The organism is Streptomyces pseudoechinosporeus (genome assembly GCF_054783935.1).
Window position 1 is genome coordinate 1 of sequence record NZ_BAAGPS010000064.1, and the last position, 18,334, is coordinate 18,334.

Genomic DNA, 18,334 nt, shown 5'->3' on the forward strand with positions numbered 1-18,334 from the left:
TGCTCCCGCTCGTCGTGACCGGCTCCCTGATCTCCATCGTGCCGCTCGTCATCGCCTTCCTCATGCTCCAGCGCTACTGGCAGAGCGGCCTGGCCACCGGCGGCGTCAAGCAGTAACACCCCTAATTCTCCCGGAGGTTTCCTTCATGGCGGACCTGCCCGCCCGCGTCCTGTTCGGCGCCGCGTACTACCACGAGTACACGCCCGCGTACGACCCCGAACTGCCGCCCGATGAACGGCTCAAGACCGACCTCGATCTGATGGCCGAGGCGAACTTCACGGTCATCCGCGTCGGCGAGTCCGTCTGGTCGACCTGGGAGCCGGAGAGCGGTCGCTTCGATCTCGACTGGCTCCAGCCGGTCCTCGACGGCGCCCACGAGCGGGGCATCTCGGTCGTCCTCGGCACGCCGACGTACGCCGTGCCGCCGTGGTTGGCCCGGCAGTACCCGGAGATCGCGGCCGAGTACCACACCGGACAGCGCATCGGCTGGGGCGGTCGCCAGGAGGTGGACTTCACCCATCCCGCCTTCCGGTTCCACGCCGAGCGGATCATCCGGAAGATCGTCGCCCGGTACGCCGACCACCCCGCGATCATCGGCTGGCAGGTGGACAACGAACCTGGCCTGCACCTCTTCCACAACCAGGGCGTCTTCCAGCGCTTCGTCGACCATCTGCGCGACAAGTACGGCGACGTCGAGACCCTCAACCGCGAGTGGGGCCTGGTGTATTGGTCCCACCGGCTGTCCACCTGGGCCGACCTGTGGACCCCGGACGGCAACGTGCAGCCGCAGTACGACGTCGCATGGCGGGAGTTCCAGGCGCGCCAGGTCACCGAGTTCATCGGCTGGCAGGCCGACATCGTCCGCGAGTACGTACGCCCCGAACAGTTCGTCACCACCTGCATCTCCTACACACGCCAGGGAGTGGCGGACGACGAACTGTCCGCCCGGCTCGACATCGCCTCCGGCAACCCGTACTACGACATGCAGGACGGCCTCCTGCTCCCCGACCCCACGCCCGACGACCACGAGCAGAAGTGGAAGACCACCGGCGTCTGGTCGATGTACCAGACGGCGGACTGGATGTTCTCCTCCCGCCAGGAGCCGTTCCTGGTCACCGAGACCAACGCGAGCTCCATCGGCTTCGCGTGGGACAACCGCCCCGCCTACGACGGCCAGTGGCGGCAGGCCGCGTGGGCGCACGTCGCGCGCGGCGCGCGGATGATCGAGTACTGGCAGTGGCAGACGCTGCGCTTCGGTGCCGAGACCTACTGGGGCGGTGTCCTGCCGCACAGTGGACAGCCCGGTCGCGCGTACGCCGAAATCGCCCGCCTGGGCGCCGAGTTCGAGGCGGCGGGCCCGCTCGTGGCCGGGCTCGAGCCGGACGCCGACATCACGATGGTCTACTCGACGCCCAGCAAGTGGCTCATGCAGAAACACCCACCGCTCGCGACCGCCGACGGCGCCCCCGACCCCGCCGCCTACCACCGCATCTTCGACCCCTTCTACCGCGGCGCCTTCGAGGCCGGCCGCCAGGTGCGGATCGTGCACGCCCGGCAGCTGCACGACCCGCGCGGTGAGCAGGAGGGCATGGCGCCGGAGGAGGCCGCACGCCGCCACCCGGTGCTGGTCGTACCGGGGTTGTACATCGCCGCCGACGCGACCCTCGACTGGCTCGCGGCGTATGCCGACGCGGGCGGTCACCTGGTCCTCGGCCCGCGTACCGGCTACGCCGACCACGAGGCCCGAGCCCGGCACGAAGCGGCGCCCGGACGTCTCACGGAGGCCGCAGGCGTCACGTACGACGAGTTCAGCAACCTAGCGCGCGACGTCCCGGTCAACCCCGTGGCCGGCAGCCCGCTTCAGCTGCCGCAGGAGGCGACGGCGACCCGCTGGGCCGACGGCCTGACCGTCACCGACGCCGAGGTACTGGCCGCCTACGACCACCCGCACTTCGGCCGCTGGCCAGCGATCACCACCCGACGTCACGGCGAGGGCCGCGTCACCTACGTCGGTACGATCCCCGGCCGCGCCCTCGCCCGCGCGCTGGCGACCTGGCTGACACCCTCCGCACGCCACGGCTGGCGGGACCTCCCGGAAGCGGTCACCGCGACGACCTCTACCTCCTCCGACGGACGTCGCGTCCATGTCGTCCACAACTGGAGCTGGGAGCCCGCCCAGGTCACCGCCCCTGTGGCGTTGACCGACGCCCTGAACGGCACGTCCGTCCCCGCGGGCACGGCGCTGGACCTCGGCGCCTGGGACGTACGCGTACTCGTCTCCTGATCCAACCTTCGCGAGCAATACCGAGGCCACCCCGAGGAGGGGCTATGCAGAGAAGAAGACTTGGGAAAGCGCTGGGAACTTTCGTCGCGGGTTCAGCGATGCTGGCGCTGCCCATGGGCAGCGCGCAGGCGTACAACCCGACGGGCGGGATCATGTACCAGCTCGGCGATGAACCGTGCCTGAAAGGGCGGGGCAACTGCGCCGTCTACCCGAAGTCGGCGCAGTTGCCGAGCGGCCGTCTGGTCGCGTCGTTCGAGAAGTCAACTGTCGTCCCGGAGACGGGCAGTGCCGACAGACAGACGCTCCCCGTCTACAAGAGCGACGACCACGGAACGTCGTGGCAGCCGCTGGCGGACGTCAAGGCTCCGGCGTACCTCTCCAGCGATCCCAAGTACGCGAAGTACACGAGCAATTGGACGAACCCGTACCTCTATGTGATGCCGCAGACGGTCGGGAACCTCAAAGCGGGCACCCTGCTCCTCGCGAGCGTCGTGTCGGGCGACGACCACTACTACAAGGAGCACAAGGCAGCCGACCCGAACTGGACGCCGTCCAACGACGGGGACCGCAGTGACATGGCGATCGCCCTGTACTCCAGCACCGACGACGGCGTGACGTGGAAGGTCGTCAATGTCATTGCCACGGGCGGCTGGCAGGGCGGCAGCGCGGGCGCGATCGGCCGGAACGTCGCGGGCGCGAACACGTACAAGCAGGTGGATCCCCTCTGGGAGCCGTACCTGATGGTCCACGACGGCCAGCTCGTCTGCTACTACTCCGATGAGAACGACTACCTGGGCTTCGACCCGGTCACCGGTGTGCCGCAGCTGGATCCGGACAACGACACCGCCCGGGACTCGCACGGCCAGATCCTGGTCCACAAGACCTGGAACGGCCGCGGCGCGCAGTGGAGCGAGCCCGTCGTCGACGTCGCGGGACTGACCCAGGACATGGGCGGCGGCAAGACGCAGATCGGAGGCGGGCGGCCGGGCATGACGACCGTCGTCCCGACGACGGACGGCAAGTGGCTGCTCCCGTACGAGTTCTGGGGCGGCGGAACCAACACCCGGTACGTGGTCGCCGACGACCCGCTGAAGTTCTACCGCGGCTCCACGGACAACCCCGTCACCTCCCTGCCGGTCGACGCCGGTTCGCGTCGTCTCGCGGTGAACGGCAGCCCGGTCATCATCAACCTCCCCGACGGGCGCCTGGTGTACAACGCTGCCGGCAGCGGCAACGTCTGGGTCAACGAGAGCGGACGCAGCGACGGCGTGTGGAAGGAGTACCAGACGACCTCGCGGGCGGGCTACAGCCGCAACCTGCAGTACGTCGCGGGCACCGGCCGTATCGCGATACTCAACAACCAGGACACGTCGACGATCGCCTACGCCGAGGTCGATCTCGGCCGCTCCGACGGCGCCTACTACCAGCTGGTGAACCGCAGGACCGGGCAGGTGATCGGCACCGGGAACAAGACCAACGACGCGAACATCGGCAACGGCGACGTTCCCGACGTCCGCCTGGAGGACGCCGGCTCGGCGGCGAACAAGGACACCCAGTACTGGCACATGGTGACCGAGCCGCAGGGCGGCACGACGCTGCTGAACAAGTCCGGAGGCCGCGCGGCAGCGATCTGGACCGGGAACGCGACGGTCGGCCAGCGGATCGGCCAGTGGGTCGACAACAGCGCCACGGGCAGCTGGAACGTCATCAGGACCGCCGACGGCCACTACAAGTTCCAGGCGGTGAAGAACCCGAACGTATACCTGACCGGTGCGTCCAACGGGGCGCCGCTGACCTTGCAGAACGCGGTCGCGGACGGCTCGCAGGAGTGGCAGCTCGTCCAGCAGGCTCCGACCTCCAGGGACCTGACGAAGGACGAGCGGTCGAGGACTCTGATCGCGGCGACCCGGGTCGGGGCGAAGGCAACCGTGTCGCTGAACGCCGCCGCGTCGGACCTCGCGGGCCAAGCCCTGCACGCGAACACGACGGGCCACGTCTACGCGTTCGCAGCCGACGGGAAGGTCACCGACCTCGGCCCGGTCTCCTTCGACGAGGCCCAGAAGGGCAGCGTGGCGCTTCCGGCGACCATCGCGGGCGGGAAGAAGATCAAGATCGCGGTGGTCTTCGACGGCACACCGCTGATCTGGGATGAGGTCACCGTCCGGGCCGCTGCCACCGGACGCTGATCCGTGGCTCCTCGGGGTGAGCCGGCTCGCCGGTTCACCCCATGCGGCGGGTCCATGATCCGAGTGGTGACGTCCCCCATACGGGCGTAGCGTCGAACGGTGGACGGAAGCAGCAGCCCGCAGCCGGCCTCCTCACCACAGACCACCACCCGGGAACGCGGCGGTGGCGGAAACGCGATGGCGCTGCTGGTCATCGCGTCGTGCCAGCTGATGGTGGTCCTGGACATCACCATCGTGAACATCGCGTTGCCGGACATCCAGCGCTCCCTGGACTTCTCCACCACCAGCCTGGCCTGGGTGGTCAACGCGTACACCCTCAGCTTCGGCGGGCTGCTGCTGCTCGGCGGCCGGACCGGTGACATCCTCGGCAGGCGGCGGGTCTTCATCTTCGGCGTGCTGCTCTTCGTGCTCGCCTCCCTGCTCGGCGGACTCGCGCAGAACGCCGGCCAACTCCTCGCCGCCCGCGCCCTCCAGGGCGTCGGCGGCGCCATCGCGTCCCCGACCGCCCTCTCCCTGGTCAGTACGACCTTCCGCGAAGGCCCCGAACGCAACCGGGCCTTCGGGGTGTTCGCCGCCGTCTCGGCCGGCGGCGGAGCCATCGGCCTGCTCGCCGGCGGAGTCCTCGTCGAGTGGCTGAACTGGCGGTGGGTACTCTTCGTCAACGTCCCCATCGGGCTGCTCATCGCCCTCGCCACACCCCGCTGGATCAAGGAGTCCGAACGCCATCCGGGCCACTTCGACATCGTCGGCGCGCTGACCTCCACCGTGGGCATGGTGCTGCTGGTCTACGGATTCATCAGGGCCGCGCAGGACGGCTGGCGGGACGGGCTCACGGTGGCCTCGTTCGCGGCGGCCGTCGTCATCCTCACGGTGTTCATCCTGATCGAGAGGCAGTCCAGACAGCCGATCACGCCCCTGCACATGTTCGCCGACCGTAACCGCGCGGGCACCTACGGAATGATGCTGAGCCTGGCCGCCGCGATCTTCGGCATGTTCTTCTTCCTCACGCTCTTCACGCAGAACGTGCTGGACTTCAGCCCCCTGCAGACCGGTCTCGCCTTCCTGCCGGTCAGCGCGGTCATCGCGATCGGCGCCGGACTGGCCTCACGGTTCCTGCCCACGTACGGCCCCAAGCCGTTCATGGTGGTGGGCGGGATCCTGGCGGCGGCCGGCCTGGCGTGGTTGACCCTGACCGACGTCCACTCCACCTACGTGGGCAGCGTCCTCGGCCCGATCCTGGTCTTCAGCCTGGGCATGGGCATGGAGTTCGTCTCGCTCACGCTCATGGCGCTCTCCAACGTCCCCACACACGAGACCGGCGCCGCCTCCGGACTCCTCAACGCCACCCAGCAGGTCGGCGGCTCGCTCGGCCTGTCCATCCTGGTCACGACGTTCGGCACGGCCAGCCGCAACGAGGCGGAACAGCAGGTACCGCGCTTCCTGGAGCAGGCGAGCCCGGCCGAGCGCGCGCGGTTCGAACGCACCGGGGACCTCCCGCCGCCCTGGGCGGATGAGGTCCTCACCTCCGGCGTCTCGGCCGCCTTCATCATGGCGGCGATCTTCGCCGTGCTCGCCGCACTGATCGCCGTCGTGGTCATCCAGGTCCGCCCCTCCGACCTGGAACGCCTGGGCGGGAAGGGCCTCGGCCCGGTCTGACACCGAGGCCCCTCCTCCCTCAGCGGTACGAGACGTTCAGGCCGCGCAGCCGCCCGATGTTGTCGAACGATCCGAAGCCCACCCTGCCGGAGGTGAGCGTGGTGTCGACGGCGGTCATCAGCGGATGTTTCGAGCCGTCGACGTAGACCGCGATCTCACCGCTGCTCGCGCAGCGCACCACCCTCACCTTGTGCCAGTCGGTGTCGGTGATGGCCGGTGGGGCGCCCGTCCTGCCGTTCCACTGGTCCTCGATCCGGAGCCGGTCGGCGTCGTTCACGACGAAGATGCCGTTGTGCGGATAGATGGTGTTGTCCGTCGACAGATGGGCGTAGGCGAACTTCGTGTCCGACTGGTAGTCGAAGACGATGATCACGTCCCGGTTGGTGATCTCGACGGGGGTGTCGATCCGCACCTCGGCATCGATCCGTACGGAGCCGAGAGCCGCCGGACCCGCGGTCAGTACGGCGTACTCGAAGGGGCGGCGCGGGCCGGGTCGCTGGACTCCGGGCTCGGCGAGGACGGCCTCGTGGCCCGGGAACCGCCACTTCGACGGGGTGACAGGAGCCCAGTTCCGACCGGCCATGACGTGACGGAGCGTGGAGCCGTCGGTGTCGCAGGAGGCGAACATCCGCGTCCCGGTGACCTTCCAGATCTTGCCGTTGGCCTTGGAGAGCAGGTACAGCTCGCCGTCCGCATCCTGCCCGAAACGCAGGTCCACCCGGGTGTCCCCGGCCAGGTCCCGCATGGTGACGCGCTGGCCGCTCGCGTTGTACAGCATCAGGTCGTACAGCTGGGCCAGTTCCTTCTCCCCGCGCCGCATGTCCAAGGCGTCGGCGAAGAGCAGACGCCCGTCGACGATGTCCCCGAAGACGTACTTGCCGCGCAGTTCGGGCAGGTCGTGGCCGCGGTAGACGAAGCCGCCGACAATGGCGCGGCCCACGTCGGAGGTGCAGTCCCAGTCGGCGGGTGGGTCGTGGTCGTACGCGGCGACGGGGTAGGTGTAGCCGTACTTCTCGTCGTCCTCGGGGAGTGGGAGCATCTGGTCGCAGGGGTCGGCGGCCGTCTTGTCGAAGACGAAGGGGCCTTCGCGTTCGCTCCAGCCGAAGTTGTCGCCCGCGCGCACCTCGTAGACGGATTCGACGGCGTGCTGCCCGATGTGACCGAGGTACATGGCCCGGCTGCCACCGGAGTCCCAGCCGAAGCGGTGCGGGTCGCGCATGCCATACGCGTAGATCTCGCCCAGTGCGCCGGGGGTGCGGGTGAACGGGTTTCGTGCCGGGATGCCGTACTCGCCGTTGGCGCTGTTCGTGCCGCGCGGGTCGATGCGCAGGATCTTGCCGTGCGGGAGGGAGAGGTCCTGCGGCTCGGTGTTCCGCGCGCCTTGGCCGCCGTCGCCGACGGCGACATAGAGGAGTCCGTGATCGGGGCTGCGAGGCCGGGCGTTGGGGTTGAAGTCGATCTGCTGGATGCCGTGGATCCGGCCCGCGAAGCTGATGCGCAGGACCTCGCGGCGGGTGCCCTGGAAGGTGTCGGCCGAGGGGTCGCCGGCGGTCCACTCGGTGATGATGCCGTGGTAGTTGGTCGCCGCCTGCTGCCGGTAGTCGGGTACGGCGGTGGTGGCGGAGGCCAGTTCGGTGTGGACGGTGTAGAAGCGGCCGTTGCGCTTGAAGCCGGGGTCGAAGGTGACGAATCCGAAGCCCTGGCCGAGGCCCTGGCTGGCGAAGAAGGCGGGGGAGAAGGTGGCGGCGATGTCGAGGTAGACCTGCGGGCTGCCGCCGTCCTCGACGAAGTACAGCTTGCCGTTGAGGTCGGGGACGGCCTTCCGGCCCGAACCATCGGGGAGTTCGCTCAAGTAGTTGATACGGGCGTGCCGTACGAGCCGTGGATCGGTGACCGGGCCGGGCGGCGCCTCGGTCTTCGGGAAGGAGGCGTACTCCTCGACGGTCAGCCCGATACCGGAGGTGGCGGGCCGCTCGGTGATGGGTTCGGCGGCGTGCGCCGTGCCGGGCAGAATGACGAGGGCCGACAGCAGTAGGGAGAGGACGAGGAGAGGGGCCAGTACGAGGGGTCTCGGTCTGACGCCGGGGGATGTGGTCATCGGTATCGCTCCTTTAGTGCGCTCAGTGCCGGCCGGAGTTCGACAGGTGGTACTGAGCCCGTATCCGGTCGCCGTCCACAGCTCGGTTGAGGAACATCACGCTGTCCATGCGGCAGTCGCAGGGATTGCGTTCACCGGTGTTCTGCGGAAAGCTCCCGCCGATCTTGATGCCCCGGGGATCGGTCGGTGAGGCCCGGTGCGGTCCCGGTCCCGAGAGGTCCCAGGGGTCGCCCGGGACGGTGTAGAAACCGTCCAGCCGCTGCCCGTTGCGGTAGAGCGCCATGGCCCCGGAGTCGAAGTCGAAGGTCGCGGCGAGGAACACCCACTCGCCGTCCGGCAGCAGGCTCCGCCAGTCCTCGGACGCGGCGAAGGTCTGGGAGCTCGCCCCGTCGATGCGCCGGCCGAGGGCGACCAGCCGTAGCTCGCCGTTCACCTCGATGATCTCCAGCAGGGCGCGCACAGCGTGCCCGTCGGAGTCCCCGGACAGCACGCCTGCCAGGCCGACGGCGCCGTAGTGGTCGTCCGGGGCGGCCGTGTTGCTGTTCCGGCCCGGGTTCGGACCGGTCGCCTTGAACCATCCCATGACGGTGATCCCCTTGGCGGCGTTGAAAGCCCGCAGGCTCGGCACCCCCGAAACCCCGTACACACCCGCCTTCCAGTCGTCGTTGCCGGCCGCCTCCGGATTCACCTGCCGCACCTGGAGCGAGGTCCGGCTGCCCCCGTGCGCCCCGTCCCGCGTACGCATCGCCGCACCGCCGCCCACCAGGTCGATGTCGGTACGCGAGAAGCCCTGGTCGCGCTCTTTCGCCGGGTTGTCGCGCACCGGGTGCTCGAAGTCGTAGTACGTCGCCAAGTACGGCCTCACAGAAGGGTGTACGGTACCGCGGTCCACCCCGGCTTCGGCAGGTGCCGAGACCAGAGCGGTCAGGGCCGTCAGGAAGGCGGCGAGAGCCACCGCCGTGTGCCGCCTGCGTCGCGTGAACATTCCACTCGCTCCTTTGCGAGGCGTAGCTACGAGGCCTTTCATCGGCGCGCGGGCCGGCCCCCGAGATAGAGCTCGCCCAGTTGCGGATCGGCCAGCAACTCCCGCGCCGGGCCCGAGACATGGACCCGGCCGAGGTCGAGGACGCAGCCGGTGTCGGCGGCCTCCAGGGCGCGCCGCGCGTTCTGTTCGACGAGCAGGACGGCGGTGCCCGCGTCCCGCATCCGTACGATCTGCTCGAAGACGATGCCGGTCGCCTTGGGATCGAGCCCCATCGACGGCTCGTCGAGCAGCACCACCCGCGGCTTGACCATCAGCGAACGCGCGAACTCCACCTGCTTCTGCTGGCCTCCGGAGAGCAGCCCGGCCAGGCTCGTCCAGCGCTCCCCGACGACCGGGAAGAGGTCCCGTACGAACTCCACTCGCTCGGCGATGAGTTGCTTGTCCCGGAGGGTGTAGCCGCCGAGCAGAACGTTCTCGGCGACCGTCATCTCCCGGAACACGCTGTGCCCTTGGAGGACATGGGCGACTCCGGCGGCCAGCATCCGTTGAGGTCCATGGCCGGTCAGGTCCGCACCGTCGACCAGGACCCGGCCCGAGCGCGGGGCGAGAAGTCCGCTGGCGACCTTCAGGACCGTGGACTTGCCCGCGCCGTTCGGCCCGACCAGGCAGACGATCGCCCCGGCGGGGACCTGGACGGTCAGCCCGCGCAGCACCAGGGCCGCCCGGCCGTATCCGGCCCGTATGTCGTCGAGTTCGAGAAGGAACGGAGAGGCAGGAGATGCAGAGTCGGTGTCGGTGTGCGTGTCAGACGCCAAGGTATGCCCCGAGGACTCGTTCATCGGACTGGATCACGGAGGGCGTGCCCTCGGCTATCGGCCGGCCGCGGTCGAACACGACGACGTGGTCGCTGAGGCTCATGACCAGGTCCATGTTGTGCTCGACGATCAGGAAGGTGCGCCCCTCGGCGTTGAGTTCGCGCACCAGGTCGCAGATGCGGTCGATGAGCGCCGGGTTGACCCCGCCGGCCGGCTCGTCCAGCAGGATCAGTTCGGGCTCGCTCATCAGCACACCCGCGAGTTCCAGCAACTTCTGCTGCCCCCAGGACAGTTGGCGCGCCTCCGCGCGCTCCAGATGCTCGATGCCCATCCGCGACAGCCAGCCACGTGCCCGCTCGGTCTCCTCCCGTCGGCCCGCGCGGGCGAGCTGCCCCGCGAGGGAGGACGGCTGTACGGCGGCGAGGAGGTTGTCGAGCACGGTCATCCGCGGGAAGACCCGGCACAGTTGGAAGGAACGCCCGATGCCGGCGCGGGCTATCCGGTGCGGAGGCTTTGCGGTGATGTCGCGCCCGCGGTAGGTGGTACGGCCCGCGTCCGGGCGGATCATCCCGGTGACGCAGTTGAAGAAGGTGGTCTTGCCGGAGCCGTTGGGACCGATCAGGGCGTTGACCTTGCCGTGGTGGAAGGTCACGGTGGCGGAGTCGAGCGCGGTGACACCGCCGAAGGCCTTGGTGAGGCCGACGGTTGCCAGACTCGGCCGAGTCCCGGGCTCAGCTGCCGCTTCCGCTTCGCTCACTGTCTCTCACCTCTGTTCCGTTGCCCTGTCCGTGCCGCTCCTTCAGTTCGGCGGCGGTCACCTCGCGGATGGAGGTCTCGCCGGTCTTGCGGAAGCGGGCAAGGAGCGCTGTGGCGGCCGGGATGACCCCGTCCGGCATGAACATCACGACCACGCCCAGCAGCAGCCCCGCCACGACCAGATGCAGGGGGGTGTCGCCGTACTCGACCTTGGAGTACTCCAGCGCGTACCCGACGATCACGGCGCCGAGCAGCGGCCCGTACAGATGGCGTACGCCTCCCAGCAGCGCCATCAGCACCATGTACGCCCCGCTGAGGATGGAGAACTGGAAGACCGGATCGAGGTCGCCGAACCAGAGCGCGTAGAGCCCGCCGGCCAGCGAGGTGAAGGCGGCGGAGACCACGAAGACCACGAGCTTGTAGGCGAAGGTGGGCGTGCCCAGGGACTGCGCCTTGTCCTCGTCCTCACGGATCGCCTTCAGGCCCATGCCGAACCGTGAACGGTCGATGACCCACCAGGTCAGCAGCGCCACCGCGAGCAGCGCGGCGAACAGGAAGTAGAAGGTCTGGTGGTGCTCGGAGCGCAGCATGCCCGGGAACGGCCGCGGTACGACGAGTCCTCTGGAGCCGCCCGTGAAGGAGGCCCAGCTCTGGAAGACCAGCAGCAGGATGAGGACGAGGGCGATGGAGACGATGACGAAGGACGCGCCGCGCACCCGCAGGGCGGCGTAGCCGACCGGCACGGCGAGCGCGGCCACCAGTGCGGCTGCGACGAACAGCGCGGCGAACGGCGGGAGTTCGGCCTTGGTGACCAGCAGCCCTGTGCCGTAGGCGCCGAGTCCGGCGAAGGCACCGTGCCCGAGCGAGATGTAGCCGGTGAAGCCGCCGACGAAGTTCCAGGAGGTGGACAGCACCGCGTAGTTGAGGATGGCGATGCCCACGGTGATCTCGTACGGGCTCGGGGCCATGGACGGGAAGGACAGGGCGACGGCGACGGCGGCCAGCAGGGCGCCGACGTGCAGCAGCGTGCTCGTAGGCAACCTGCCTGCCCGGAACGGAATTTCAGAACCTTTGCGCAAGCCGCCCCCCGAAGAATCCCTGGGGCCGGAAGGCCAGGGTGGCGAAGAGCGCGACGTAGAAGACGGTCTGCGCCCAGGTGGTGGAGAGTTCCAGTTGGAGCAGGCTCTGCAGCATGCCCAGCGTCATGGCGGCGATGGCGGCCCCAGGCACGCTGCCGAGTCCGCCGACGACGATGATGGCCATCAGCGGGCCGATCCAATGCCAGTGCAGGGACGGGTAGATGGTGGTGTCGAGGGCGAGCGCCGTGCCGCCGACGGCCGCCGTGGCGAGGCCGAGGCCGAAGCCGTAGCCGGCGATCCGGTCGGTGTCGATGCCGAGCAGCTGGGCGGCTTCCCGGTGCTGGATGGTGGCGCGCAGCGCCTGGCCGAACCGGCTGTGCTTCATCAGTACGTACAGCCCCAGCAGGGCGAGCGCGGCCATACCGAACGCGATCAGCTTGACCGCCGCGATCCTCGCCCCCAGGAACTCGAAACCGGCCGAGCTGTAGCCGAGCCGGATCCGGCGCTGGGTGCCGCTGAAGGCGTACCCGAGGAGGCCCTCGATGGTCAGGGCGACCGAGAAGGTGAGCAGCACCGACATCATGGTGAGGGTCGCGGGGCGGAGCCGGGTGAGGAGCAGCCGCTGCATGGCGACGCCGGCCGCGAAGAACAGCGGCACGGTGACGACCAGGGTGAGCAGCGGATCGATGCCGGTCTCCCGGTGGGCGTACCAGGCGAGGTAGGCGGCGAGGATCAGGAAGGCGGAGTGGGCGATCATCACGACGCGCATCACGCCGAAGTAGAGGGTCAGGCCTGCCGCGAGGAGGGCGTAGAGCCCTCCCAGCAGCACGCCCAGGACGACGCTCTGGAAGACGAGGCTCGCGGAGGGCACGCCGGCCTCACCAGGCCGGCTTGGGATGGATCAGTTCGGCTTCCTTCTGCTCCTCGGGGAGCACGATCTGGATCTCGCCGCCGGCCCACTGCTGGATCATGTGCGCGCTCTGCGGGCGGCCTTTGTCGTCCCACTTCAGCGGTCCGACGACGGTCTCCACCTCGTTGCCGCGCAGCCAGTCGACCAACTTGCTCTGGCATTCGGGGTCCTGGGAGGCACAGTCGGCGGCCTCGACGGCCGCCGCGACCACCTGGCCGGTGGTGTACGCGTTGGCCTCGTCCTCCTCCGGAGCCTTGCCGAACTGCTTCGTGTACTTCTCGACGAACTCCTTGTTGCTCGGATAGTCGGCCTTCTGCGTGTAGCCGGTGGGCGCGAGGATGCCCTCGGTCTTGTTGCCGATGGCCTTCGCGAACTCCGGCTCGGTGGGCGCGGTGGAGAAGGCGGCCATCTTCGGCTGGTAGTCGAGCTGTTGGAGGGCGACGATCAGATTGACACCGTCCTGGTACTGCGAACCGCCCACCACCATGTCCGCCTTCGAGTCGGCGATCTTGGCGGCGATGCTGCCGAAATCGGTGGTGTTGGGCGGATAGACCTCGTCGACGACGGTCTTGATGCCGCCCTTCTCCAGCTTCTCCTTGAGCCCGTACGCGGTTCCCTGGGCGAAGGGGTCGTCCATGGCGGCGTACGCGACGGTCTTGGGACGCTCGCCCGCCGGCAGAGCGAGGATGTAATCGGCCAGATGGTTGTAGTGGTCGTTGGCGACGGCAGGCGCGGCGTAGAAGAGGTTCTTGAAGCCCTGGTCGAAGACCTCCGGCGCGGCTCCCGCCGGTTCGACGAAGAGCATGCCGTACTCCTCGGCCACCCGCGCGGAGGGGACGACGAGCCGGGTGGAGAAAGGGCCGAAGACCAGGTCGACTTCGTCCCTGCCGATCAGCTGCTCGTAGTCGGAGACGACTCGGTCGGCATTCGACTGGTCGTCGAGGATCTTCAACTCGACCTTGCGGCCGAGGAGTCCGCCCTTGTCGTTGACGATCTTCGCCCAGGCCTTGTAGCCGCGTTCGACGCCCTTGCCGGGTTCGGAGAAGTCACCGGTGAGGGGCAAGGAGACACCGATCACGATGGAGTCATCGGACGAATCTCCGGAACCGGAACCACCGGCACAGCCACTGGCGGCGAGCGCCAGAGTGAGCGTGCCTGCGGCGATTCTCCCTTGTAGACGGCGTGTTGGTCTCATCGATTAACACCCCTCATCGGCTGGACACCCGCATGGGCTGGCCGGATTTCGTGGTGCATGAAAGCGCTTTCGGGGGCGCTTTCATACTATGTAAGCCGTGTCCCACCGGTCTGGACAACAGTCGTGCACGTATCAGTTGTCCTTCGTGCGACGTGTGCTGACGGGATGTCCGGGTGCTGGACGAGGAGTTGCCCGGGAGGACGGATGAGTCCGTCCTCCCGGGCAACTGGTGGTGACCGATTTCCGCCAACAGCCGCGTGCTCAGGCCGCGCTGCCGCCGTCGGCGTAGATGGCGGCCTCCTTGGAGGTGGCGGCGATGCCGTTCGCACCGTTGAAGATCCGCTGACCCCAGCTGGTGAGCTGGTCCGGGTCGAAGTTCGTGACCATGTCCAGGTACTCGACTCCACCGCTGTTGCCGCTCCAGGACCAGCCGAGGTAGCCGAGCCCGAGCTGCTGGGCGGTGGCCAGGATGGCGTCCTCGTCGGGGTTGCCGTCCGAGTGGTCGTGGCCGAACTCGCCCACCACGATGGGGAGTTTCGCGGCGACGAAGCGGTTCAGATAGTCGCCGACCTCCGCGGCGGTGTCGAAGACGCCGTACATGTGAATGGCGAAGATCGTGTTGGCGTCCGGGTCCGCGGCGAAGACGGAGGCGGCGTTGTCGCGCATGGTGAACGCCCAGTCCTGGCCCCAGTTGGGTGCGTCGACCATGATCGTGTGGTCGAACCCGGCGCCCCGGAGCTTCTGGATCGCCGCCTTGGTGTCCGCCGTCCAGTCCGCGTAATTGGTGTTCCCGTACGGCTCGTTGCCGATGTTGACGATGACGTAGTCCTCTTGGCCGCTCAGGGCGCTCTGCACGCTGATCCAGTAGTCCGCGGCCCGCGAGAGCGTGACGGCTCCGCTCTGTTCGCCGTAGCCGGTCGTGTCGTGGACCTCCAGGACGCAGATGAGCCGGTTCTGCTTGCACTGGCTGACGACGTTCGCCACATCGGCGGTGTCGTTACGGGTCCACCGATCACCGCTGGAGAGGACGACACGTACGGTGTTGGCGCCCTTCGCCTTGATGTGCGCGAGGGAGCTGATCCGGTCCGGATACCAGGTGTGGGCGTGGTTGACGCCGCGCATCACGAAGTCGTTCCCGGACGCCTCCAGCAGTCGGCCGTTCTCGATGCGGAAGCCGGTGGGCGCGGCATGAGCTGGGGCGCTGAGGCCGAGCAGGGGGAGGAGCAGGGCGGCCACGAGGCCGAGAACCGGAACGATCCGTAAAGGTAAGTGGCGGGTGCTGCGCATGGTGTTCCCTTCCCTGAGAGAGGTGGGGTGGGAGCGCTCCCATACAACATCAAGCCATTGTTGTCACTGACACGTCAAGAGAAAACGCAGCTACTCGGCCGGGACCTCGGACGGATAGAACTGGGTGTACCAGCGCCGCAGCGCCCTGATGCCCTTCTCGTGGGGCAGCAGGACCGGGCGCGGCTGGTGGATCTTGTGGTCCCAGATCCGGACCTCCTCGCGCACCTCGCCCAGGGCTTCCACCCGGAAGACGAGCTTGAGGAGGGGCACCAGGAACGGGAGCCGGGACGGCTTGCGGAGGTAGTACAGCATCCGCATCTCGCTCGTGCGATCGTCGATCGGGGTGGTCAGGGCGACGGCGGTCACCGAGAGGACGGGGCCGTGGGCGCGAACCACCATGACGCCCGGTCCGTACATGAACGCATCGAAGCTGTTGTTGATGTCCCGGCCGAGAACGCGCCGTCCGATCCGGCCGCGGACCTCGGCGAAGGGACCGTCCGGCCGCAGATCCTGCACGGGTGGTTCGCTCTGGCCGTGGATGAAGTGGAAGTGGGACTCGTCCACGATGTTCTCGCGCATCTCCTGGACATGGATACGCGCCCGGCAGGTGTCATCGATCGGCTTGGCGAAATCCCTGGCCGCCGCCTCCGGGATCTCCGGCACCTCCCAAGTCGGCTCTCCCGGCCCGACGTGGACGAAGACGAGCCCACTGTGCTCACGCACCGGGAAGCCGCCGATGGACACCTTCGGGGTCCGGACCGCGAACGGCGCCTCCACACACCGGCCGTCCGCATCGAACCGCCACCCGTGGAACGGGCACTCCACGGTGCCGTCCACGACCTTCCCGCCCACGCCCAGATGTGCACCGTAGTGCGGGCAGTGCGCGTCCCGTACGGCCGGCTGTCCATCCGCTCCGCGGAAGGCGATGAGAGCACGTCCGAAGTAGTGCAGGCTGACGACCTTGCCCGGGCGCAGCTCGGCACTGCGGAGCACGGCGTACCACCCGTAGGGCACGGGCGGCATCGGATACTCGTCGGCGCGCGGATCGCGCGGCAGGACGGAAAGGCTGTCATGGCTGCGACGAAAGAGCATGCGCCGAGGCTAACTTGATCTCCTGTCCGACTGATAGGCCGTCAGGCGCGGGCGATCTCCACCGGCAGCTTCCTGTTCCCTTCCGAATCACTTCCAGCCGTAGGCGTACGCGGCGACCCACGTGACCTCGAGTTGGGCGCTGCTGCCCGGAGCCGCGCCCGGGCCCTGCAGGGCGCTCTCGTTCTGGAGCACCCAGGACAGGGGGCGGTTCGGCACGCCTCGGGTGTCGTGTCCCGTCTGGCGGCCGTCCACGAAGAACCGCACATGGCCCGGCGTCCACTCGGTCGAGACGGTGTGCCACTCGGTCCAGTCGTCGGCGCCCGGGAAGTAGCCCTGCTCGCCCCCGCCGCACGGATGATGGAAGGCGGTGAGGTCGCCGGTCCACTCGCCTTCGGGGTGGTCCATCTCGCAGCCTCCGCCGTAGTGCAGCCAGGCGGACTTGTAACCCGGAGCGAGCTTCGTCACCTTGATACGGGCGCTGTACTTGCCGTACTTCATCTGCATGACGGCACGCGGTACCACTGCCGCGGCATGCACGGGACCTCCGTCGGCGGGCCGCCACATCCGGATGCGCATCCTGCCGTCGCCGTTCTCCGCGGGACCTACGCTCACGGTGTCCTCCGGGTGGTAGACGCCCACGACGTCCCGGTCCCGGTCGTGCGCGGTGTCGGGCCAACCGGTCGGATACGCCCACCAGTTGTCCCGGTACGCACCGCTCAGGCCCCCGCAGTACGCGGCCGAGGTGTCGACATGGTGATCGCAGTCGCTGAACGCGCCCAGCGGCACCCGGTCCCCGTTGAAGTCCTCCGCGAGGACCTGCCAGAACGGGCCGCAGTCGCCGCGCGGCAGTTCGGTGCCCGTGGTGCGGCAGGCGTCGGCAGGCGAGGGCGCCCCGTCGGCACGGGGGATGCCGAGGAGCACGGCCAGGAGCATGAGCCCGACGGGTACCAACAGGGCGCGCTTACGGCGGCTCGGCGCTGCGTGTGAACCCATCGGGAGGCTCCTTTGGCTCCTCGGCCCGCGTGCGGTGGGATGTGCTGCGCGAAGGAGCATCCTCGCGGTGGGGCAGGGGCAGCGCCATCCCTCGAACGGGACGCGTACCGGACCGTCCGGCTCCGCTGCCGACCGCGTACGAGGCCTCCGGCCACGCCCGGTAGCCTGGCGGGGTGACAGGCTCGGAAGCATCCCCTACGTTCCGCCTCGCGTACGTTCCGGGGGTGACGCCCGCCAAGTGGGTGCGGATCTGGAGCGAGCGACTGCCCGACGTCCCGCTGACCCTCGTCGACGTGTCGGCCGCCGAGGCATCCGACGTGTTGCGCAGCGGTGGAGCCGACGCGGGGGTGGTACGGCTTCCGGTCGACCGTACGGTCTTCAGCGCGATCCCCCTCTACACCGAGTCGACGGTGGTCGTGGTCCCGAAGGACCACCTGGTGACGGCGGCGGACGAGGTGACCGTCGCGGATCTCGCCGACGACATCGTGTTCCACCCGCTCGACGATGTCCTCGAGTGGGAACGGCCACCGGGACGGCCCGCCCTCGAGCGCCCCGCCACGACGGCGGACGCCATCGAACTCGTGGCGGCGGGGGTGGGCGTCCTCGTCGTCCCCCAGTCGCTGGCCCGTCTGCACCATCGCAAGGACCTCACGTACAGGCCGCTGGTCGACGCCCCTCAGTCGAGCGTCGCGCTGGCGTGGCCCGAGGACGCGACCACCGACCTGGTCGAGGACTTCATCGGCATCGTCCGCGGCCGAACGGTCAACAGCACACGCGGCCGCACCCCGCCTCCAGCGCAGCCGAAGAGCAAGCGCCGCGAAGCGGCGGATGCCCGCCGGAAGCCCACATCGACGGGCAGAAGCCCCCGAAGCGGCGCCGGCGGCGCGAAGGGCGGCAAGCGGGGGAAGCCTCGCCGCCGGTCGTAGGTCTGCGGCCCCCGGTTCATGGGCGACTGCGGGTCCGTCGTGGCTGGTCGCGCAGTTCCCCACGCCCCTACG

General features: G+C 68.8%; 13 protein-coding genes and 2 pseudogenes. 5 read left to right on the forward strand and 10 right to left on the reverse strand.

From position 1 onward, the window contains the following. The 4 genes and pseudogenes from ACYVO6_RS39710 to ACYVO6_RS39725 all read left to right on the forward strand — a co-directional run. Positions 1-116: pseudogene (locus tag ACYVO6_RS39710) on the forward strand (carbohydrate ABC transporter permease); the annotation flags it as partial. Positions 117-145: 29 nt separating this feature from the next. Then, entirely contained in the window at positions 146-2,284 is a 2,139-nt protein-coding gene (locus tag ACYVO6_RS39715; RefSeq protein WP_461070136.1) for a beta-galactosidase, read from the forward strand. A gap of 44 nt (positions 2,285-2,328) precedes the next feature. Beyond that, a pseudogene (locus tag ACYVO6_RS39720) lies at positions 2,329-4,128 on the forward strand (RICIN domain-containing protein); the annotation flags it as partial. A 519-nt stretch (positions 4,129-4,647) separates the two neighbouring features. Continuing rightward, the gene (locus tag ACYVO6_RS39725) at positions 4,648-6,126 is read left to right on the forward strand and encodes an MFS transporter (protein WP_461070159.1); all 1,479 of its coding nucleotides are present in this window, start codon (positions 4,648-4,650) and stop codon (positions 6,124-6,126) included. Positions 6,127-6,145: 19 nt separating this feature from the next. Here the strand turns inward: ACYVO6_RS39725 and ACYVO6_RS39730 are convergent, their stop codons facing one another. The 10 genes from ACYVO6_RS39730 to ACYVO6_RS39775 all read right to left on the reverse strand — a co-directional run bounded on the left by ACYVO6_RS39730 (position 6,146) and on the right by ACYVO6_RS39775 (position 17,336). Then, positions 6,146-8,224, reverse strand: a complete 2,079-nt coding sequence (locus ACYVO6_RS39730) for a PQQ-dependent sugar dehydrogenase (protein WP_461070138.1) — start codon at positions 8,222-8,224, stop codon at positions 6,146-6,148. A 22-nt stretch (positions 8,225-8,246) separates the two neighbouring features. After that, the gene (locus ACYVO6_RS39735; protein ID WP_461070140.1) at positions 8,247-9,209 is read right to left on the reverse strand and encodes a LamG-like jellyroll fold domain-containing protein; all 963 of its coding nucleotides are present in this window, start codon (positions 9,207-9,209) and stop codon (positions 8,247-8,249) included. A gap of 38 nt (positions 9,210-9,247) precedes the next feature. Continuing rightward, positions 9,248-10,024 (reverse strand): ABC transporter ATP-binding protein, encoded by a 777-nt coding sequence (locus ACYVO6_RS39740; protein WP_461070142.1) that lies wholly within the window; start codon positions 10,022-10,024, stop codon positions 9,248-9,250. Further along, complete coding sequence (locus ACYVO6_RS39745; RefSeq protein WP_461070144.1) at positions 10,014-10,781, reverse strand: ABC transporter ATP-binding protein; 768 nt, start codon at positions 10,779-10,781, stop codon at positions 10,014-10,016. Before ACYVO6_RS39745 ends, ACYVO6_RS39740 begins: the two co-directional genes overlap by 11 nt. Further along, positions 10,756-11,820: a branched-chain amino acid ABC transporter permease gene (locus ACYVO6_RS39750; protein ID WP_461070146.1), complete on the reverse strand. Its 1,065-nt coding sequence runs from the start codon at positions 11,818-11,820 to the stop codon at positions 10,756-10,758. The genes ACYVO6_RS39745 and ACYVO6_RS39750 overlap by 26 nt, the downstream gene beginning before the upstream one ends. Before the next feature lie 22 nt (positions 11,821-11,842). Further along, positions 11,843-12,730 carry a branched-chain amino acid ABC transporter permease gene (locus tag ACYVO6_RS39755; protein WP_189322697.1) on the reverse strand — a complete coding sequence of 296 codons (888 nt, stop codon included), beginning with the start codon at positions 12,728-12,730 and terminating at the stop codon, positions 11,843-11,845. 7 nt (positions 12,731-12,737) lie between these two features. Next, a complete protein-coding gene (locus ACYVO6_RS39760; RefSeq protein WP_461070149.1) occupies positions 12,738-13,847 on the reverse strand; it encodes an amino acid ABC transporter substrate-binding protein in 1,110 nt (369 codons plus the stop codon). 378 nt (positions 13,848-14,225) lie between these two features. Next, complete coding sequence (locus ACYVO6_RS39765; RefSeq protein ID WP_461070151.1) at positions 14,226-15,251, reverse strand: glycoside hydrolase family 5 protein; 1,026 nt, start codon at positions 15,249-15,251, stop codon at positions 14,226-14,228. 90 nt (positions 15,252-15,341) lie between these two features. After that, the gene (locus tag ACYVO6_RS39770; RefSeq protein ID WP_461070153.1) at positions 15,342-16,343 is read right to left on the reverse strand and encodes a Rieske 2Fe-2S domain-containing protein; all 1,002 of its coding nucleotides are present in this window, start codon (positions 16,341-16,343) and stop codon (positions 15,342-15,344) included. A gap of 87 nt (positions 16,344-16,430) precedes the next feature. Then, a complete protein-coding gene (locus tag ACYVO6_RS39775; protein ID WP_461070155.1) occupies positions 16,431-17,336 on the reverse strand; it encodes a glycoside hydrolase family 16 protein in 906 nt (301 codons plus the stop codon). Positions 17,337-17,509: 173 nt separating this feature from the next. Between ACYVO6_RS39775 and ACYVO6_RS39780 the strand changes: the two genes are divergently transcribed. Next, complete coding sequence (locus tag ACYVO6_RS39780; protein ID WP_461070157.1) at positions 17,510-18,262, forward strand: LysR substrate-binding domain-containing protein; 753 nt, start codon at positions 17,510-17,512, stop codon at positions 18,260-18,262. The last annotated feature ends 72 nt before the right edge of the window (positions 18,263-18,334 follow it).